The 18,576-nt window shown below is 41.9% G+C and carries 21 protein-coding genes; all 21 read right to left on the reverse strand.

Annotation, left to right across the window (positions count from 1 at the left end; translation table 11 throughout):
• Positions 1-9: 9 nt before the first annotated feature.
• The gene (locus tag BOD01S_RS19830) at positions 10-804 is read right to left on the reverse strand and encodes a phosphatidate cytidylyltransferase (RefSeq protein WP_036152338.1); all 795 of its coding nucleotides are present in this window, start codon (positions 802-804) and stop codon (positions 10-12) included.
• Positions 801-1,592 carry an isoprenyl transferase gene (locus BOD01S_RS19835; RefSeq protein ID WP_036152336.1) on the reverse strand — a complete coding sequence of 264 codons (792 nt, stop codon included), beginning with the start codon at positions 1,590-1,592 and terminating at the stop codon, positions 801-803. Before BOD01S_RS19835 ends, BOD01S_RS19830 begins: the two co-directional genes overlap by 4 nt.
• A 240-nt stretch (positions 1,593-1,832) precedes the next feature.
• Positions 1,833-2,390, reverse strand: coding sequence for a ribosome recycling factor (frr, locus tag BOD01S_RS19840; protein ID WP_036152333.1), 558 nt, complete (start codon positions 2,388-2,390; stop codon positions 1,833-1,835).
• Positions 2,390-3,115, reverse strand: a complete 726-nt coding sequence (pyrH, locus tag BOD01S_RS19845) for a UMP kinase (protein ID WP_036152331.1) — start codon at positions 3,113-3,115, stop codon at positions 2,390-2,392. The genes frr and pyrH overlap by 1 nt, the downstream gene beginning before the upstream one ends.
• 137 nt (positions 3,116-3,252) lie before the next feature.
• Entirely contained in the window at positions 3,253-4,134 is an 882-nt protein-coding gene (tsf, locus tag BOD01S_RS19850) for a translation elongation factor Ts (RefSeq protein WP_036152330.1), read from the reverse strand.
• 114 nt (positions 4,135-4,248) lie between these two features.
• Entirely contained in the window at positions 4,249-4,974 is a 726-nt protein-coding gene (gene rpsB / locus BOD01S_RS19855; protein ID WP_036152328.1) for a 30S ribosomal protein S2, read from the reverse strand.
• A gap of 160 nt (positions 4,975-5,134) precedes the next feature.
• Positions 5,135-5,710: a hypothetical protein gene (locus tag BOD01S_RS19860; RefSeq protein ID WP_036152326.1), complete on the reverse strand. Its 576-nt coding sequence runs from the start codon at positions 5,708-5,710 to the stop codon at positions 5,135-5,137.
• An 8-nt stretch (positions 5,711-5,718) separates the two neighbouring features.
• Entirely contained in the window at positions 5,719-6,027 is a 309-nt protein-coding gene (locus BOD01S_RS19865) for a hypothetical protein (RefSeq protein ID WP_036152324.1), read from the reverse strand.
• An 11-nt stretch (positions 6,028-6,038) separates the two neighbouring features.
• Complete coding sequence (locus tag BOD01S_RS19870) at positions 6,039-6,806, reverse strand: FliA/WhiG family RNA polymerase sigma factor (protein ID WP_036152323.1); 768 nt, start codon at positions 6,804-6,806, stop codon at positions 6,039-6,041.
• Positions 6,807-7,065: 259 nt separating this feature from the next.
• Positions 7,066-7,440, reverse strand: a complete 375-nt coding sequence (locus tag BOD01S_RS19875) for a hypothetical protein (RefSeq protein ID WP_052124735.1) — start codon at positions 7,438-7,440, stop codon at positions 7,066-7,068.
• The gene (locus BOD01S_RS19880; protein WP_036152321.1) at positions 7,437-7,934 is read right to left on the reverse strand and encodes a chemotaxis protein CheD; all 498 of its coding nucleotides are present in this window, start codon (positions 7,932-7,934) and stop codon (positions 7,437-7,439) included. The genes BOD01S_RS19875 and BOD01S_RS19880 overlap by 4 nt, the downstream gene beginning before the upstream one ends.
• A 2-nt stretch (positions 7,935-7,936) precedes the next feature.
• A complete protein-coding gene (locus BOD01S_RS19885) occupies positions 7,937-8,569 on the reverse strand; it encodes a chemotaxis protein CheC (protein WP_036152319.1) in 633 nt (210 codons plus the stop codon).
• Positions 8,570-8,640: 71 nt separating this feature from the next.
• Positions 8,641-9,087, reverse strand: coding sequence for a chemotaxis protein CheW (locus BOD01S_RS19890; protein ID WP_036152318.1), 447 nt, complete (start codon positions 9,085-9,087; stop codon positions 8,641-8,643).
• A 28-nt stretch (positions 9,088-9,115) separates the two neighbouring features.
• The gene (locus tag BOD01S_RS19895) at positions 9,116-11,188 is read right to left on the reverse strand and encodes a chemotaxis protein CheA (protein ID WP_036152316.1); all 2,073 of its coding nucleotides are present in this window, start codon (positions 11,186-11,188) and stop codon (positions 9,116-9,118) included.
• 15 nt (positions 11,189-11,203) lie between these two features.
• Entirely contained in the window at positions 11,204-12,346 is a 1,143-nt protein-coding gene (locus tag BOD01S_RS19900) for a protein-glutamate methylesterase/protein-glutamine glutaminase (RefSeq protein ID WP_036152313.1), read from the reverse strand.
• Positions 12,347-13,219, reverse strand: a complete 873-nt coding sequence (locus BOD01S_RS19905; RefSeq protein WP_036152310.1) for a MinD/ParA family protein — start codon at positions 13,217-13,219, stop codon at positions 12,347-12,349. It abuts the gene before it with no gap.
• On the reverse strand, positions 13,216-14,370 hold the full coding sequence (gene flhF, locus BOD01S_RS19910) for a flagellar biosynthesis protein FlhF (RefSeq protein ID WP_036152307.1): 1,155 nt from the start codon (positions 14,368-14,370) through the stop codon (positions 13,216-13,218). Before flhF ends, BOD01S_RS19905 begins: the two co-directional genes overlap by 4 nt.
• Positions 14,367-16,400: a flagellar biosynthesis protein FlhA gene (flhA, locus tag BOD01S_RS19915; protein ID WP_036152304.1), complete on the reverse strand. Its 2,034-nt coding sequence runs from the start codon at positions 16,398-16,400 to the stop codon at positions 14,367-14,369. Before flhA ends, flhF begins: the two co-directional genes overlap by 4 nt.
• A 30-nt stretch (positions 16,401-16,430) precedes the next feature.
• Complete coding sequence (gene flhB, locus BOD01S_RS19920; protein WP_036152301.1) at positions 16,431-17,519, reverse strand: flagellar biosynthesis protein FlhB; 1,089 nt, start codon at positions 17,517-17,519, stop codon at positions 16,431-16,433.
• A 1-nt stretch (position 17,520) separates the two neighbouring features.
• Complete coding sequence (fliR, locus tag BOD01S_RS19925; protein ID WP_036152298.1) at positions 17,521-18,297, reverse strand: flagellar biosynthetic protein FliR; 777 nt, start codon at positions 18,295-18,297, stop codon at positions 17,521-17,523.
• Between the two features lie 5 nt (positions 18,298-18,302).
• Positions 18,303-18,572: a flagellar biosynthesis protein FliQ gene (gene fliQ, locus BOD01S_RS19930; protein ID WP_036152294.1), complete on the reverse strand. Its 270-nt coding sequence runs from the start codon at positions 18,570-18,572 to the stop codon at positions 18,303-18,305.
• Between the last annotated feature and the right edge of the window lie 4 nt (positions 18,573-18,576).

Here is an 18,576-nt window from a genome sequence, read left to right on the forward strand (position 1 = left end):
ACTCCTTTATTAGCTAACAAAATGCAGTAAGTTCAGTAATGGTAAAACAAATAACAAACTATCGAAACGGTCTAAGATACCGCCATGGCCAGGTAAAATGGTACCTGAGTCTTTTACATCGTAATGACGCTTGATGGCAGATTCCACCAAGTCACCCATCTGCCCAAAGATTGAACTGACGATGGCAATCAAAATAAGGCCTGTCCATGAGATGGAAAACGGTGCAATAAATTGCATAATAACTGCCGCCAGAACAGCAATTACAATACCACCTACAAACCCTTCAACCGTTTTATTCGGTGAAATTTCCGGCCATAATTTTCGTTTACCGAAGCTTCTCCCAGTAAAATAAGCTCCTGAGTCTGTCGTCCATACAATAAGCAGGGCAAACACAATGTAGGCAAGCCCGGCATCGCGCGTTTCGATTAAGTAATAGAAGCCTATGCCGACATAAAGCGTACTCAATATCACAAAGGCGGCATCATCAAACGTGAAATGATTTTTCACGATGACAGAGTACACCAGCAGCAAAATGGCTGCAATAAATAACAGCTCCAGCTTTGAATAGGTTGTCCAATCCTGGACCTGGTCCGCCCAATTGCCGGGCATCAACAGGATAAATGTAGCAAGCAGGCCAAGGATGCCTGGTACCGAGAAAATCGGCAGTTTTTTCATACGCAGTATTTCATATATGCCAACAGCCGCCAGCGCATAGACTAACAGCGTAAACGGCAGTTTGCCATATATAACAAACGGGATAAAAAGGGCTGCTGCTACGACTCCCGTTATGATTCGTGTTTTCACTCTGTTCCTTCTCCTTTCAGCCCACCATACCTTCGATTTCGGCTTTGGTACACATCAACAGCCTCTTGAAGACAGGCTTCATCAAAATCAGGCCACAATGTTTCTGTAAACCAAAACTCTGTATAGGCAAGCTGCCAAAGCATAAAATTGCTCAAACGGACTTCTCCGCTCGTACGAATTAACAAATCCGGCTCAGGAAGATGAGCTGTCATTAAATAATCTGTTATCCGCTCTTCCGTAATTTCCTCCATTGTAAGGGTCCCGGCCTGTACCTCCGCCATCATTGTTTTCATCGCTCTTACTATTTCATCCCGGCTGCCGTAATTCATTGCAAAGTTCAAGATCAGTCCTGTATTGTCTTTTGTAGCTTCCATCGCTGCATCAAGTGCTTTCTGTGTATGAGCAGGCAACACAGCTTTATCACCAATCATTTGAACTCGAATGTTCAACTCCATTAATTCCGGTAAAAATGATTGCAGGAATTGACCCGGCAAGCTCATTAAAAATTCTACTTCTGTTTTTGGCCGTTTCCAGTTTTCCGTGGAAAATGCATAAAGGGTTAGTACTTGAACACCGATTTTACTCGCATAACGAGTCACTTTTTTTACGGTATTCATCCCCTCGTGATGTCCTTTTATACGTGGCATAGCACGTTTTTTTGCCCATCGACCGTTCCCGTCCATAATAATTGCAATATGTGAAGGGATACATTCATCCTTAACTAAGCCCTTTTGCTCATTCGCCGTATTCTTTTTATATGTTTTTCTGCCAAATAGCTTGTTAAACATCGTAACTCCTCCAACTGCTTCACATTAGGACCGCAAGTCTATCATATCAAAAACGGCTAGGTGTGTCCTTTTTTTCTTCAATGTTGTCTGAATCAAAATGGCACTTTGTTTATGTATGTTTTCTCGTATAACCTTTTCATCTAACGATAGAAAAGACGCCCTCGCGTTTAGGACGTCTTAATCCATGAAAAGTTCTAGACTGCTTGATACGTACTTACATACCTAGTAAAGTCTATGCAGCTACACTGATAAAATTTCTTTTTCTTTTTCTTTAGCTGTTTCGTCAACTTTTGCGATATACTCATCCGTTAATTTTTGGATATCATCACTGTAACCACGTAGATCGTCTTCCGTAATCTCACCGTTTTTCTCCAATTTTTTCAGATCGTCATTCGCATCACGGCGTACGTTACGTACTGCCACTTTCGCCTCTTCAGCTTCTTTTTTTACTACTTTTACAAGCTCTTTACGACGGTCTTCTGTTAATGCAGGAATCGCAAGGCGGATAACATTCCCATCATTTGTCGGCGTAATACCGATATCTGATTTTAGAATGGCTTTTTCGATTTCACCTAAAATTGTTTTATCATAAGGTGTGATAACAAGAAGACGTGCTTCTGGAACAGATACACCCGCAAGCTGATTAATTGGCGTTGGTGCCCCGTAGTAATCAACTGTAATACGGTCCAGCAGGGATGCACTTGCGCGGCCGGCACGGATAGATGCCAATTCACGGCTGAAAGCAGCCAATGATTTTGTCATTTTTTCTTTTGCTTGATCTAATACTTGTTTCGTCATTATGAATTCCTCCTAACAACAGTTCCAATTTTTTCGCCCATAACAGCGCGTTTAATATTGCCTTTTTCCATAAAGGAGAATACAACTAACGGAATATCATTATCCATACATAGTGTAGAAGCCGTTGAATCCATTACTTGTAATCCTTGTTGAATAACGTCTAAATAAGTGAGTGTGTCATACTTAATTGCAGAAGAATCTACTCGTGGATCTGCAGAATAAACTCCGTCTACATTATTCTTTGCCATTAAAATTGCATCTGCATTAATTTCTGCAGCACGCAATGCAGCTGTCGTATCTGTTGAGAAAAATGGGTTACCTGTACCCGCTGCGAAGATGACAACGCGTTTTTTCTCTAAATGACGCACCGCTTTACGGCGAATATACGGCTCTGCAACTTGTGTCATAACAATGGATGACTGTACACGTGTTTCAATATCCAGCTTTTCCAATGCATCTTGTAATGCTAAAGAGTTCATGACTGTTGCAAGCATCCCCATATAGTCGGCAGAGGCACGTTCCATGCCCATTTCACTACCGACTTTGCCGCGCCAGATATTACCGCCGCCTACTACGACCGCAACTTCGACACCAAGATCTACAACTTCTTTTACTTCTTCAGCAACAGATTTGATAATTTCCGGCGATAATCCAAACCCTGCATCTCCTGCCAATGCTTCGCCGCTTAATTTAATTACTACTCGCTTATAATGTGCCACACTCATAGTAAGCCTCCGTTACTCATTTATTTAAAAGGAAATAGATTGCTATTTCGCTGTTTTTCATTCAATTTCTTGAAAAATAGGGAACACAATATGTGTTCCCTATTTGTAATCACACAACTGTGTGAATCGTATTTAAATTAGTTGCCTTTTACTTGGTTCATTACTTCTTCAGCAAAGTTATCTTCACGTTTCTCGATACCTTCACCTACAGCGTAACGAGTGAAGCTAGTTACGTTACCGCCAGTTGATTTCACGAAGTCACGAACTTTTTGATCAGAGTTCTTAACGAACGTTTGATCTAATAGACATACGTCTTCGAAGTATTTGCCAAGACGGCCTTCAACCATTTTTGCAACGATGTTTTCTGGTTTGCCTTCGTTTAGGGCTTGTTCAGTTAATACTTTGCGTTCACGTTCTACTTCGTCAGCAGATACTTCTTCACGTGATACGTAAGTTGGGTTGATTGCAGCGATATGCATTGCAATGTCTTTAGCAGCTGCTTCATCAGTAGAGCCTTCTAAAGCAACTAATACACCAATTCTACCGCCCATGTGCAAGTAAGCACCAAATGCATCAGCATCTGTTTTTGTTTTAATTTCAAAGCGGCGAAGTGTGATTTTTTCCCCGATTGTTGCTACAGCTGAAGAAATTTGATCAACGATTTTTACGCCGTCTTTTTCTAATTCTAATGCAGCTTCTACAGATTCAGGTTTTGCAGCTAATAATTGCTCAGCTAAAGAAGCAACTAATGCTTGGAATTTTTCGTTTTTCGCTACGAAGTCAGTTTCAGCATTTACTTCAAGGATGATTGCTTCATTGCCTTCAGTCAGGATATAAGTTGTCCCTTCTGCAGCGATACGGTCTGCTTTTTTAGCAGCTGAAGAAAGACCTTTTTCACGTAGGAAGTCGATTGCAGCTTCTAGGTTGCCATCAGTTTCCACTAATGCTTTTTTACAGTCCATCATACCTGCGCCAGTTTTTTCGCGTAGTTCTTTTACTAATTGTGCAGTAATTGCCATTTGAGTTTCCTCCTTGAGTTTATAAATCAATATATTTAGGAGCACCGTGGGCTCTAAATCTTAAAAAAAGGTGATAAGAGGGATCATCCACTTATCACCATTTGTAGGAGTGAATTACTCAGCTGCTACTTCTTCTTCTACAGCTGGAGCTTCTGATTCACCTTGTTTTGACTCGATTAACGCATCAGCCATTTTAGCAGTTAATAATTTAACAGCACGGATAGCATCATCGTTTGCAGGGATTACGTAGTCGATTTCATCTGGATCACAGTTAGTATCAACAATACCAACGATCGGAATGTTCAATTTACGTGCTTCTGCAACAGCAATACGCTCTTTGCGAGGGTCTACTACGAACATTACGTCCGGAATAGCTGTCATATCACGGATACCGCCTAAGAATTTTACTAAACGTTCGTGTTCTTTTTTAAGTTGGATAACTTCTTTTTTAGGAAGGACTTCGAAAGTACCGTCTTCTTCCATACGCTCGATTTCTTTTAAGCGAGCAACACGTTTTTGGATTGTACCGAAGTTAGTTAACGTACCACCTAACCAGCGTTGGTTGATGTAGTAGTTGCCTGAACGTTCAGCTTCTTCTTTAATAGCTTCTTGAGCTTGTTTTTTCGTACCAACGAAAAGAACTTTACCACCATCTTGGCCAACTTGGCGCATGAAGTCGTAAGCTTCTTCTAATTTTTTAACTGTTTTTTGTAGATCGATAATGTAGATACCGTTACGTTCAACAAAAATGTATTTTTTCATTTTTGGGTTCCAACGGCGAGTTTGGTGACCGAAATGTACACCAGCTTCAAGTAATTGTTTCATTGAAATTACTGACATGAGTTTGTCCTCCTAGTATGTTTGGTTTTTTTCCTCCGCACTTTTCATCTGTAACAAGCAACCCGTACGCATACGAGCACCACTTACTACATCAAAATGCGTGTGTAATGTTAACACCGTTAGATACTATACCATACAGTTTACAGGCCGCGCAACTATTTTAAGCATGAAACTTAAGCAACAATTCAATTTCTGTTTTGCCCTTTTGCGTTATTTTTGCAATTTCCTCAATTGTTTTACCTGCTTGATACATCTCGATTACTTCCTTTTCAAAAGAAATAACCCGGTCCTGTTCCTCTGTTTCCTCAACACGTACTATCTTTTCCGGCGTTTCCTTTATGGGCTGCTGCTCAGCCGGCGGATGTTTCTGCCTGTTATAAGCATTTGCAGCAAAAGCAATAGGCACGTACGGTCTTTGCTGTGCCATCTCGGCTTCTGCCGCTGCCCCCGAAGAAATTGTTTCTTCTTCTGCCGATTGCTCTGCAGTTTCCCCAGGAATAATGCGCTGCTCTTTTCCAGCTGTTTGCTTCACTGTACTAAGCTCTTTAATCAAGCGGTCATTCTCTTCTTTCATCTCTATTAAATACAAGCCAATGGCATCGTCCAGCTCTTTTGACATGCGTTCCTGGCGCATTTCTAAGTCTTTGAACTTTGCCAGCTTGCTGTTTAAGAGGAGGATGAAGAAAAAGCTCAGCAGCTGGCAGATGAATAATACAACTAATATAATTGAAACCATTGTGTCTCCTATCCGCTATAATCGATAAAATTCCCCTTGAATGGATGGTGGGCTTTCGGCTGTTCCTGTTCCTCGTTTTTCTTCTCTCCCATTGAGGAATGCTTTCCTCCATTACCGTTTCGCTCGTCCTCTTCTGAAATAGCATCTGCATTTTCAGCCGTATTCACAGCTAACTGCTTCCGCTCAATTTCTTTTTTCAGCGCTTCGTTTGCATTCATTTGCTGATGAATGACATTTTGCTGATGCTGTTCTACTACTTTTCCCGCTTCAAATGTCTTTGGAATGGCAATTTGCAGCTCCACGGCTTTTAAACTCATGGCTACTCCCCCTATGCATTCATCATTTCAGAAGATAAAAATCTGCGTAACTTAAATAAAGCCTTTGAATGGATTTGGGAAATACGCGAAGTAGACAGGTCAAGCATTTCCCCGATCTCTGTCAAGGTCATCTCCTCTGTATAGAACAAACTCAAAACAAGCTGCTCCTTCTCATTGAGCTTTTTAATATTATCAGCCAAGTCCTCAAGCAATTCTGCACGCACCATATGCTGTTCAGGCGTTTTGGTCTGCTCGTCCCGGATGACAAAGCCTTTCCCTTCTGAATCTTCCTGGTCCTGCTGCTCATTAATGGATAGCACATTGGAGAAAAAATGTTCCTGAACTGTCTGATACACATCTTCTACCGGAAGATTCATATGTTCGGCTAATTCTTCAGGTGTTGCATGACGCATCAATTTCTGCTCCAAGTGTTCGATCTGCGCTTCCAGCTTCTTTGCTTTTTCCCTTGCCGAGCGGGGCAGCCAGTCCTCCTTCCGAAGACCGTCTATGATCGCTCCTCTAACACGGAAAGAGGCATACGTATCAAACTTCAAATCTCGATTTATATCAAATTTATTCAACGCATCAAATAGCCCCATCATTCCTAAGCTGACGAGGTCATCCCGCGACACGTTTTTCGGCAAACCAGCGCCGATTCGTTGTACATGATAGGAAACAAGAGGCTTGTATTTTTTCACCAGCAAGTCTCCTGCTTGTGGATCCCGATTGTTTATCCAGCTGTTCCAAAGCTTTAGTTCTTCACTACTCGGTTGTGTCATTCGTATCCACCTCTCTTCAACAAAACGTACCTACTGTATATTATACCAAATTTATCGCTAATTTACACACGCTTCCTAAGTACTAAATCTCGTTTTCTAAGGACAAAAATCGTAATCTCTCCCTTTTAAAAAGAGAAAGCTTTCGTACATTGGACTTGTTCTATGAAAATGTGTAGTCAGATGACAGCTAAGGTAAGAGGTAGGGTTATTTTACAAATAGGAAAACAGGGCCGAGAAATCGGCCCTGTTTTATGGTCTATTAATGATTCGGTAGCGTTTGTTCCTCCGAATGCATCATTGTCCGGACTACCTTTGCAATCTCTTCCCCATTTTCATCCTCAAACTCCATCGCCGGGTTTCGTTCAAAATCCGGAATTTGCAGTTCCTCTTTTTGTTCCTGCTTCCCTTTTGCTTTTTCGACTTGCGCTAGTGTTACCTCTTCAGGTGTAAATAGCACATAACCTAGAAGCAGGCGTACAGGATATGCGAATAAAAAGACAACAAGCGCTGTTACAAATGAACCTATAAGCGTTTTCAATGGCATCGCATATGGTTGTTGAAGTGCCAGAGCAAAGTACGCAGAAAAGCCGAGCAATGCCGCCCAGCAATTATACAAGAACGAGCCGTACATCATATTTCACTCACTCCTCTGTTTACTGTCCGGATATTCAATTTAGCTGTGGCCGGGTCAAACTCAATTGTCCGTCCGCTGTTGCCTCCTGTATCCTCTGCAACAAGCAAAATACCGTGCTTTTTGAGTTCTGTCTTTACCGCTTCGACATTTCTTGGCCCGATTCGCATCGTGTCCTTGTCGGAAGTAAATTGGAACATTTGCGCCCCGCCGGCAATCTTTGCCTTCAATCGAAATGTTTGAATACCATTATTTTTTAATAAATCAATTAATGCTTTAATACCCGTATCCGCGAATTTTGCAGCATTCAGCTCCTGCGTGCGTGCAAGGCTCGAATCAGGAAGCATAATATGCACCAAGCCTGCTATATGCTTTGTTTCATCATATAAAACGACGCCGACACAGGAACCAAGCCCTGATGTCCGAATCGTATTCGGCTGCTTCACTACATCCATCTGGGCAATCCCAACTTTGACTACTTCATTTATTCCTATCATCTTTATGCCACTCCAAGGGCCTTAAAAATAGCCTCAAAAGAATCCGGATCAGGCAGCAGGAAGAAATGCCCCCTTACGGATTCTTCATCTTCCAATTCGTCATCTAAGATGGATGTATTGATCACAATTACATGATCACTTATATGGGAAAGTTCAATTAACCCAATACTGATAATAGCGCCGAACATATCAACGCTCAGCCCGGGTACTGTCGGATAAATTTTCAAGCCAGTAAAATCTGATAGAGCAGATAGATAAGAGCCGGATAAAATATTCCCCATCTCCTGCATGGCTGATAATCCTAACTCCGGCACAGGAAGATTAGCGAAATCAAATGTTTCATCCTGAATCAATCTCCGGATAAATCTATTAGCCTGCTCAATTGGCAAAACGAAAAACATGCTTCCTTCTGCATCTCCCTCGATTCGAAGAAAAATGCCAACTACTACATTTTCTGCGCCGCCGACAAGCTCCATCATGTCATTGAATGACACCATTTCCACTTTTGGTACGCGCATATCAATCTTTTTGTTCAGCAAATCAGATAAGGCTGTTGCTGCATGGGCAGCTCCAATGTTACCGATTTCTTTTAATACATCTAAATGTAATGAAGTAATTTTTTGATGAAAGTTCATATACATCCCTACTTTAGTAGATTCATCTGACGGCTGCGTATGAATGCGCAGCCGTCAATGAAAATTAATCATTATCCTAATGGATTTAAAACTTTATCTAAATGCAGCAAAATCAATAAACGTTTATCCAATTTTGCTACGCCCGAGATGAAATCCTCTTCAGAAGAACCTACCACTTCAGGCTGCTGTTCAATTGATGCAGATTCGATATCCAATACGTCGTTGGCCGAATCTACGATGAACCCTACTTCCATATCTTCAAGCTGGATAATAATGATCCGCACTGTTTCTTCGTTTTCCAAAGCAGGCAAGCCAAAGCGCGCACGCAAATCGATAATCGGGGTTACTACTCCGCGTAGATTAATAACTCCTTTCACATAATGCGGCGTTTTAGGAACCCGCGTAATATGCATCAGCTTTTCAATTCCTCGCACATAGGAAACGGGAATCGCATATTCTTTATCGGCCAATTGAAAAACGATTACTTTTACATAAGCCTGTTCGACAGCATTTGTCATAATTTACACCTCATTTTCATCCTATTTCCTACATTAGGGCGTTGCAGTCTACAATCAACGCTACCTTACCATTGCCTAAAATTGTCGCTCCTGAAATAGCAAAAATATTTGTTAAGTAATTGCCCAATGACTTTAGGACAATCTCCTGCTGGCCGATGAATGAATCTACCACTAGACCGGCCATTTTGTCGCCTTTGCGGACGATCACTACCGAATGGAACTCGTCTTCATCCAGCTTTGTGCGCGGCACTTCAAACACTTCCTCTAGGAAGATAAGCGGTACAACTTTTCCACGGAAGTCAATTACTTTTTGGTTATGCGCATTTAAAATATCCGACTGGCGAATGATAGATGTTTCAATAATAGATGATAGAGGAATTGCATAAATTTCTTTTTCAATCTCTACTAGCATGACGGAAATAATCGACAACGTTAACGGCAGCTGGATCGAGAAGGTAGATCCTATATCTTGTGTCGACTCAATAGAAATATTACCGCCTAACGATTCAATCGTTGTTTTTACAACATCAAGACCAACGCCCCGGCCGGAGATATCTGAAATAACATCCGCTGTAGAGAAGCCCGGTGCCATAATCAGCTCGTTTACCTGTTTATTTGATAGGGAGCTGGCTGCTTCTTTTGATACAATCCCTTTCGCAATCGCCTTTGTTAGTACTTTGTTGCGGTTAATTCCCGCACCATCGTCCTCAATTTCAATAAATACATAGTTGCCGCTGTGGTATGCACGCAGCTGGACTGTGCCTTCTTCCGGCTTTCCTTGTTGGCGGCGGACTTCCGGACTTTCTATCCCATGGTCCAATGAGTTGCGGATCAGATGGACAAGCGGATCTCCAATTTCATCGATTACCGTGCGGTCAAGTTCTGTTTCCGCTCCAATAATCTCAAGGTTGATTTTTTTGTTTAAATCACGCGATAATTGCCGAACCATTTTCGGGAATCGGTTAAATACTGTTTCTACCGGTACCATACGCATTGTCAAGATGATGTTCTGCAGGTCTCCCATTGTACGGCTCATACGCTCTACTGTTTCACTTAATTCTCCGTGATTTACTTCCGCTGCAATAGAAAGCAGACGGCCGCGGTCAATCACCAGCTCCTCAAACAAATTCATGAGGACATCAAGACGCTCGATGTTGACACGGATTGTTTTGCTTGCCGCTGGTGCATGTGATTTTGCATTATTGGCAGCCGGCTTTTTCTCCGGTTCTCCTCCGGCCTGTTTTTCCTCAGAGACAGGTTCAGCCGTTTCAGGCTCGGAAGGAAGAGCTTCTTGAGGGAGAATTTCTCCCTTTGCTTCTCTAAAGACAGAAGGATCGATGGCAAGCACTTCCACCTTTTCAACTTCCGATACTTTAAGCAGCATTTTTTGCAAATCGTCTGCTGTTTCCTTCGAGATAAAGGCAACATGGAATTCACTATCAAACTGCTCTTCTTCCAGCTTATCAACGGTTGGCGAGGACTTGATGACATCCCCGTTCTTTTCAAGAATTTCAAATACCATAAATACACGTGCTGCTTTTAAGAGACAGTCTTCACGTAACGAAATAGAAATTTCGTATGTATTAAATCCTTGTTCAAGTGATTGATGAAGAATGGTCTTCTCGAAATCATCATATTCAAGCTTCCATTCAGCAGAGACGATACTCGTTGCAGCCTGCTCATTTGCTGCCAGCGGTACTGCTGTAGTACCCGTCAATTCTTCTCCGGATTCGATACGTTTCAGCATTTCCACTGTTGCTTGTACATTTCGCTTGCCGTCACCGCCGCTTGCGATATCCTGAACCATTTCTTCAAGGTGGTCTACCGATTCAAAAACGACATCCAAAATTTCTGGTGTTACGCTAATTTTTTCGTTTCGAATGGCATCAAGCACATTTTCCATTTTATGTGTTAAATCCGCTAAGTCTTCGAAGCCCATTGTGGCAGACATTCCTTTTAATGTATGAGCAGAACGGAAAATTTCACTTACAATTGCCAAATCTTGCGGATTTTTTTCTAGTTCCAACAAATGCTCGCTGCACGCCTGCAGATGTTCTTTACTTTCATCTATAAACATTTCTAAATATTGATTTACTTCCATTAAGAGAACACCCCTTTAAAGCATATATTTCATAATACTTTGTGCAATATCATCAACGTCGGCTACCTCATCAACAAGCTGCGTTTCCACGGCAGCTTTCGGCATGCCATACACGATACATGTATCCGCTGACTCTGCAATGGCCATTACGTTGCCGGTTTTTTTTAAGGCAGTCAGCCCTTTTGAACCGTCATGCCCCATTCCTGTCATAATGACAGCAATTTTATCAAACTCTTTAAATCTGCTTACATCCTCAAACAACACATCTACTGATGGACGATGCCCTGAACGCGGCGGCTCTGTTTGGTCAAGAACGATGCCGAAAGCTGTTCCTACTTTACGCAGTTTTACATGATAGCCCCCCGGTGCAATGTAGGCTACTCCATTTTGCAAAATATCGCCATGCTCTGCTTCTTTCACCCGAATGTCGCTTAATTGGTCCAGTCTGGCTGCTAATGATTTTGTGAATCCTGCAGGCATGTGCTGCACAATTAAAATAGGTGCTTGAACCTGTGCCGGAAGTTTTGTAATGACTTCCTGCAATGCACGCGGTCCTCCAGTAGAAGTACCAATCAGCACTACTTTTCTTGATGTTTTGCTCCATTCCTTTTGTTCTTGATTGAGGAATGGTTTGACAGGAGCAGCTTGCTGTGGAGCAGCTGTTCTTTCCCATCCGGTTGGTGGGGTAGGCGTTTGCACAGGAGGCACTGGGCGTTTCGTACCAATTGGCTTTTTCAGCTTTTTAATTGATACATGCGTCGCCTGCTCTACTTTACGAACAAGCTCTTCCTGAATTTTATGTAAATCTAACGAAATCGTCCCGCTCGGCTTGGCAACAAAATCAACTGCCCCATATTCCATCGCCATCATCGTTGTATCCGTTCCTTTTCTTGTTGTGCTAGAAAGCATGACAACCGGTACTGGACAAACCGCCATAATTTCCTTTAATGCTTCCAGCCCATTCATTTCAGGCATTTCGACATCCATTGTGACAACATCCGGCTTCAGCTGTTGAATTTTCCTGATTGCATCTTTCCCGTTCCGAGCCGTTCCCACTACTTCTACCCGCGGGCTTCCGACAAAAAAGTCGCTAATCAGCTTCCTCATAAAAGCAGAGTCATCAACAATCAACAGCTTGCTTTTTTTAGAGAAGACCAATCAATCACGTCCTTTCGAAAATATACTTTTCAATTTTGATAAAAATCCCCGCTCCCCAGAAGGTGCATGGATCTCTTCACGGCGATGATGAACGAATATGCTTACCATTCGATTCATCGTTTTTGATACAGGCGCCTCTGGATAACCTATAACGAATGGCACCTGTTCTCTAACTGCTCGGCGGACGATAGGATCCTCCGGCAAGGAGCCGAGGATCATTACTTCTTTCGAAAGGAACTTTTTCATCACGCTAGACAAGCGATTTAATGTGTCTTGCCCTTCTTCCTGCGTAAAAGCTCTATTACATAAGATTGAAAATTGTTTCTCACTGTCTTTTAAGTAAATATATTTCATCATAGAATAGGCATCCATGATGGCTGTCGGTTCAGCAGTAGAAATGACGATAATTTCATCAACTGCTGTTAACAGCTCCAGTGACCAATTGGCCGCACCTGCCCCCATATCAAACAAAATATAATCAAAAGTTCGTTGAAGATGCTCAAACCCTTCAATTAACCGATTAAACATGCTTTCTGACCATTCCATGAGAGAGGACATGCCTGAGCCGCCTGAAATATACCGCAAGCCATTTGGGCCTTCCTGCATTACCTCATTGATCGTGAAGTCACCATCTAAATAATCTTTCAGGCTTGTAGAAACACTTTTTCCTATCAATATGTGAATATTCCCCATACCAATATCCATGTCTAAAACGATTACTTTTTTTCCTTCTTTTGCAAGCAGTGTAGCAAAATTCATCGTAAAATTGCTTTTCCCTACACCACCCTTTCCACTGACAACGGCTATAGATCTTCCTATAGCACCCTCATTCTCAAGCATCTTCATTCTTAATTTTTCGGCTTGATCCCTCATTCACTTTCTCCTTGAAAGAACAATTCAAATAAATTTTCTAGGTCTGGTTGCTCAATATCCTCTGGTACTTCTTGTCCATTCGTATAGTAAGCAAGTCCCTTTTTATATTTAATCATTAAATTGAACATAGTGCCAATAGAATTTGTTTCATCCAGTTTTGTAAAAATAAACTTCTTAATTGGAATTTCCTTGAACTGGTCGACTATTGCTTCTACATCCTTTTCTTTTGCAGTTAAAGACAAAACGAGAAACGATTCCGCCTGGTCAGTAAAATTAATTAATCGCTGCAGATCCTCGACATATTTGGCTTCTTTATAGTTCCGTCCAGCTGTGTCAATGAAAATGATATCTAAATGATCAAGTTTATTTAATGCATTTTTATAATCTTCAGCATTGTAGACGATCTCGATAGGAGCTTGAAGCAGGCCTGCATAGGTTTTTAATTGCTCAATTGCTGCAATACGGTACGTATCTGTTGTAATAAAGCCAATTTTCTTCTTCTTTTCCAAAACAGAGCGCGCTGCCATTTTCGCAATGGTTGTCGTCTTGCCTACTCCAGTTGGCCCTAGAATATTAATATATTTTTTATCGTAGGTTAAACCACCAATTTCCACGCCCTTCAGCTGCTCCCGTAAGTAATCCTCTACCACGGCACGCATATCCTGGAAGGAAATTTCCTGACTATTGTTCTTGAAATGCTGAAAAAGCTCATCACTAATTGCTGTGATGAGCTCTTTGCTAAGCTCTTGGCGCTTCAGGAAATCAATAAATGGCAAGAGTTCATCCGGATATTGGGATTGGATTGAATGACGCTGTAATGACTGCATAATCGATTTTAAATCAGCAATTTCCTTCTTCAACTCTTCATTCATTTGGTTATCAGCCGTTTCCTGCTCTTTAGCAGGAGAAGCAGCTATCTCCTTATAAGAAGAAACAGGCGCTGCAAAATCAGGCAGCGGAGATACGGGTGGCTGTTTTTCCACCCGGTCTACTCCCGCTACTACTTCAAAACTCTTTTCCTTCACTAACCCGAAATACTTTTTCTTCGTCACCACTTTAGAGTTCAGAATAACCGCATCTTCTCCTAAGTCGGCACGAATCATTTTCATTGCTTCTGCTATTGAGGGTGCATTATATTTTTTCATTTTCATTCTACATTCACCACTCCAACACTTTGAATTTCAACTGCAGCGTCCAACTCGTTATAAGATAAAATAGGGATTTGCGGGAAATACCGCTCTGTAAGCTGTCTTAAGTACATCCGAACTCCTGGAGAGCATAAAATGAGCGGAGTCTGTTCCATAAAGGATACCCTCTCTACTTCCCTTGCAATCGCTTCTAATACAAATTGGGAATCTTGCGGATCCATCGCTAAATAATTGCCATGGTCCGTTTGCTGGATGCTATCCGCTATCATTTTTTCTACTTTCCCGGAAACGGTAATGACCTTTAAAGCGGGCTGCCCGTTTACAAATTGGGTAGTAATTTGACGTGCCAATGCCTGTCTGACGTACTCAGTTAAAATATCGGTATCACTTGTTAATTTTGCATAGTCTGCGAGTGTTTCAAAAATAATAGGCAAATTACGGATGGAGACATTTTCTCTCAGCAATTTCGCTAATACCTTTTGAATTTCCCCGATTGACAATGGCGCCGGAGTTAATTCATCGACCAAAATGGCATGTGTCTCTCGTAAATGATCGATAAGCTGTTTTGTCTCTTGGCGTCCGAGTAATTCATACGCATTTGCACGAATCATTTCCGTCAGATGGGTGGAAACTACACTCGGTGGATCTACTACTGTATAGCCAAGCATTTCCGCATCCTCTTTTACCTGCTCTGTAATCCATTTTGCAGGGAGGCCAAATGAAGGCTCAATCGTATCTATTCCTTCAATGGAATTGTCATCACCAGGACTCATAGCAAGATAATGATCGAGTAATAGTTCTCCTCTTGCCATCTCATTTCCCTTAATTTTAATCCTGTATTCATTCGGCTGAAGCTGAATGTTATCCCGTATCCGTACAACAGGAATAACGATTCCCAGCTCTAAAGCAAGCTGGCGCCGGATCATCACAACCCTGTCGAGCAGATCGCCACCCTGTGCTGCATCGACAAGAGGGATCAAGCCGTAACCAAATTCGAATTCGATTGGATCGACGCTCAGTAAATTGACAACGTTTTCCGGACTCTTCATCGTATCGGCCGCAACCTCCTGCTCCATCTCGAGAATTTCCTCGGGATCCTCTTCCTTTTTCCGGTCGATCAGGAATGCACCTAAAATTAATGAAGCTGCAATAGGAACCGTAATCCATAAAGGAATTGGTGTAAAGATGCCTAATAGCAAAATAGTAGCACCGGCTACATAAAGCAGCTTTGACTGTGCAAACAATTGATTTGTAATATCAACACCAAGATTTCCATCGGAAGCTGCACGTGTCACTACAATCCCTGTCGCTGTTGAAATAAGCAGCGCGGGAATTTGAGCAACAAGGCCATCCCCGACTGTCAAAACCGAGAATTTATTTGCTGCCTCGCCGAACGCAAGGCCCATTTGTGCCACCCCTATGATCATACCGACTAATAGGTTGATGAATACCATAATAATAGAGGCAATAGCGTCGCCTTTTACGAACTTTGTTGCCCCGTCCATCGCTCCGTAGAAGTCCGCCTCTCCGGCTACCTTTTCACGGCGCTCGCGTGCTTCCTTCTCCGAAATGATACCGGCATTCAAATCGGCATCAATACTCATTTGTTTACCAGGCATCGCATCTAACGTAAAGCGGGCGGCAACCTCTGCTACACGCTCTGCCCCTTTTGTAATAACGATGAACTGAATAATAACTAATAATAAGAAGATTACAATACCGACCAACACATTTCCGCCGGTTACAAAGTTACCGAATGTTTCAACAACATCCCCTGCATCCCCCTCTGCTAAAATGGCACGTGTTGTAGATACGGACAATGCCAGACGGAAGAGGGTCAATAGCAGGATGACTGTTGGGAATATGGAAAAATCCAATGCTTCTTTCATATTCATTGATGTCAATAACACAAGTAATGCCAATGTGATATTGATAATAATCAAGAAACTCAGCAACCAGTGTGGAAGAGGGATGACGAGCATCGCTACGATTAAAATAACCGCACCTAAAACCCCTAAATCGCGAACTTGCATTGTTGTCCCTCCTAAAAAATGTTACATGCTTTAAATTTTGCGTTTTATACGATATACATAGGCAAGAATTTCTGCCACCGCTTTGAAAAATTCCTCGGGAACCTGGTCGCCGATTTCCACCTGGTCATACATCGCACGGGCAAGCGGTCTATTCTCCACCATTACGACATCATGTTCCTTAGCGATTAATTTGATTTTTTGTGCAACAAAATCAGTCCCCTTTGCTACTACACGCGGCGCATCCATACTATTTTCATCGTACTTTAATACAATCGCATAGTGCGTAGGGTTGGTTATGACGACATCTGCATGAGGCACTTCCTGCATCATACGACGCATCGCCATTTCACGCTGACGCTGCTTAATTTTCGATTTGATGAGCGGGTCACCTTCTGAATTTTTATGCTCATCTTTAATGTCCTGCTTTGACATTTTCAAGTTTTTTTCATATTCATATTTTTCATATATATAATCCAACAGGGCAATAAATAATAACATAACTGCTGCTGCCAGTCCCATGATTCCTGTCAAGAGCGCAACAGTTGATAGAGTTTCCCACGGGCTTTGAAATGCCAGTGAAAGTACTTCCTCTAAATTCATCCAAATGACGGCGGCTGTCACAACACCGAGGAAGGAGATTTTCAGAAGTGATTTTAATAGATTAATAAGCGCACGCACCGATATAATCTTTTTAATCCCTTTTATAGGATCAATTTTCTTCAAATCGAGCTTTAGTGTTTCTGTCGTAAAAAGAAAGCCGAACTGCAAATAGTTTGCTCCAACACCTGCAACCATAGCGATTGCCATGATTGGTAAGACAATCACTGCCATCTCTTGAAGCGAATCGGTATACATCTTCATAACGGTTTCAATCGATACGGTGTCGATGAGCATATTTCGCTGAAATGCCTGAATCAGGAAAGCAAAAATTCCATCCTGCATCATAGGTGCCGCAAAAAACAAGAAAATAAACATAATCAGCAGCACAAAAGCAGCCGATACATCTTGGCTTTTTAGTACTTGTCCCTTTTTACGTGCATCCTGACGCTTTTTAGGTGTAGCCTTCTCCGTTTTTTCACCGGCAAAGAACTGCAGATTCAATGTAACAATTAATTTCATCTTATCCCCCACCTAAAACCGCCATTACATTTCTCATAGCTATTATGGCCATCTCGATAACACTTTCCATCACTTCTACCATAACAGCCATCATGATCACCAATACGATAAAACCAATTGCAATTTTTATAGGGAAGCCGACAACAAATATATTTAACTGCGGTACTGTTTTCCCAGTAATTCCTAAAGCGACTGTCACTAAAAATAAGGTTGCAACTATTGGAGCAGACATTTGAAATGCAATTGCAAAAACTGCTGCAAATAATTTCATAATCGTTTCTACAAACTTTTCATCCCCAAAATGCGGGAACAATTGATCGATAGGCATAAATTGATAGCTATAGAAAATACCATCCATAATAAGATGATGTCCGTTGATAGCTAACAGGACAAGCAAAAGCAGAAAGTTAAAAAATTGCCCCATCAAAGGGCTCTGTGCTCCAGTTTGTGGGTCGACAATATTGGCCATAGCAAAGCCCATTTGGAAGTCGATAAATCCGCCAGCGATTTGTACAGCGGAAAATACAATGTACACTGCTAGACCAAGTGTTAATCCAACAACAGCTTCTTTTATGATGAGCAATATATACTCCCCATTAATAGTGAACGCCTCAATTGAAAAGGTATAATACATCATCCAGGATAGTACTAGGGCAAAGCCTATTTTCAATTGAGGCGGAATTGTGCGGTACGAAAACAGCGGGACGGATACAAAAAATGCACCCACCCTGACAAAAATCAATAATAACACTGAAATTTTCGGTATTAATTCCGTCATCCAGCTCACCCTATATAGCGCACAAGATTATTTAAAATATCATGCGTATAGCTTGTTACTTGCGACAGCATCCAGGCACCGAAGAAGATAAGGGCCATCAATACTGCTACGATTTTCGGTACGAACGCAAGCGTCTGCTCCTGGATGGAAGTTGTCGCCTGAAAAATACTGACGAGCAGACCGGAAACCAGTGCTACCAATAATAGCGGCCCTGAAACGATGAGGACAATAAAGATGGCTCTTTCTGCAACTGAAATGACCATTTCTTGTGTCATACTT

The sequence above is a fragment of the Lysinibacillus odysseyi 34hs-1 = NBRC 100172 genome (genome assembly GCF_001591965.1).
Taxonomy (GTDB): Bacteria; Bacillota; Bacilli; order Bacillales_A; family Planococcaceae; genus Lysinibacillus_B; species Lysinibacillus_B odysseyi.

Excerpts from the sequence above, each read along its gene's own strand:
- flhA (WP_036152304.1), bottom strand. The coding sequence starts at position 16,400 with ATGCAAGTTCGCGATTTAGGGGTTTTAGGTGCGGTTATTTTAATCGTA.
- BOD01S_RS19865 (WP_036152324.1), bottom strand. The coding sequence starts at position 6,027 with ATGAGTTTAAAAGCCGTGGAGCTGCAAATTGCCATTCCAAAGACATTT.
- BOD01S_RS19895 (WP_036152316.1), bottom strand. The coding sequence starts at position 11,188 with ATGGAAGTAAATCAATATTTAGAAATGTTTATAGATGAAAGTAAAGAA.
- BOD01S_RS19835 (WP_036152336.1), bottom strand. The coding sequence starts at position 1,592 with ATGTTTAACAAGCTATTTGGCAGAAAAACATATAAAAAGAATACGGCG.
- BOD01S_RS19885 (WP_036152319.1), bottom strand. The coding sequence starts at position 8,569 with ATGAACTTTCATCAAAAAATTACTTCATTACATTTAGATGTATTAAAA.
- BOD01S_RS19905 (WP_036152310.1), bottom strand. The coding sequence starts at position 13,219 with ATGAGGGATCAAGCCGAAAAATTAAGAATGAAGATGCTTGAGAATGAG.
- frr (WP_036152333.1), bottom strand. The coding sequence starts at position 2,390 with ATGACGAAACAAGTATTAGATCAAGCAAAAGAAAAAATGACAAAATCA.
- flhF (WP_036152307.1), bottom strand. The coding sequence starts at position 14,370 with ATGAAAATGAAAAAATATAATGCACCCTCAATAGCAGAAGCAATGAAA.
- BOD01S_RS19870 (WP_036152323.1), bottom strand. The coding sequence starts at position 6,806 with ATGACACAACCGAGTAGTGAAGAACTAAAGCTTTGGAACAGCTGGATA.
- rpsB (WP_036152328.1), bottom strand. The coding sequence starts at position 4,974 with ATGTCAGTAATTTCAATGAAACAATTACTTGAAGCTGGTGTACATTTC.
- pyrH (WP_036152331.1), bottom strand. The coding sequence starts at position 3,115 with ATGAGTGTGGCACATTATAAGCGAGTAGTAATTAAATTAAGCGGCGAA.
- flhB (WP_036152301.1), bottom strand. The coding sequence starts at position 17,519 with ATGAAATTAATTGTTACATTGAATCTGCAGTTCTTTGCCGGTGAAAAA.
- fliQ (WP_036152294.1), bottom strand. The coding sequence starts at position 18,572 with ATGACACAAGAAATGGTCATTTCAGTTGCAGAAAGAGCCATCTTTATT.
- BOD01S_RS19875 (WP_052124735.1), bottom strand. The coding sequence starts at position 7,440 with ATGATGTACGGCTCGTTCTTGTATAATTGCTGGGCGGCATTGCTCGGC.
- BOD01S_RS19880 (WP_036152321.1), bottom strand. The coding sequence starts at position 7,934 with ATGATAGGAATAAATGAAGTAGTCAAAGTTGGGATTGCCCAGATGGAT.
- fliR (WP_036152298.1), bottom strand. The coding sequence starts at position 18,297 with ATGACGGAATTAATACCGAAAATTTCAGTGTTATTATTGATTTTTGTC.
- BOD01S_RS19890 (WP_036152318.1), bottom strand. The coding sequence starts at position 9,087 with ATGACAAATGCTGTCGAACAGGCTTATGTAAAAGTAATCGTTTTTCAA.
- tsf (WP_036152330.1), bottom strand. The coding sequence starts at position 4,134 with ATGGCAATTACTGCACAATTAGTAAAAGAACTACGCGAAAAAACTGGC.
- BOD01S_RS19860 (WP_036152326.1), bottom strand. The coding sequence starts at position 5,710 with ATGGTTTCAATTATATTAGTTGTATTATTCATCTGCCAGCTGCTGAGC.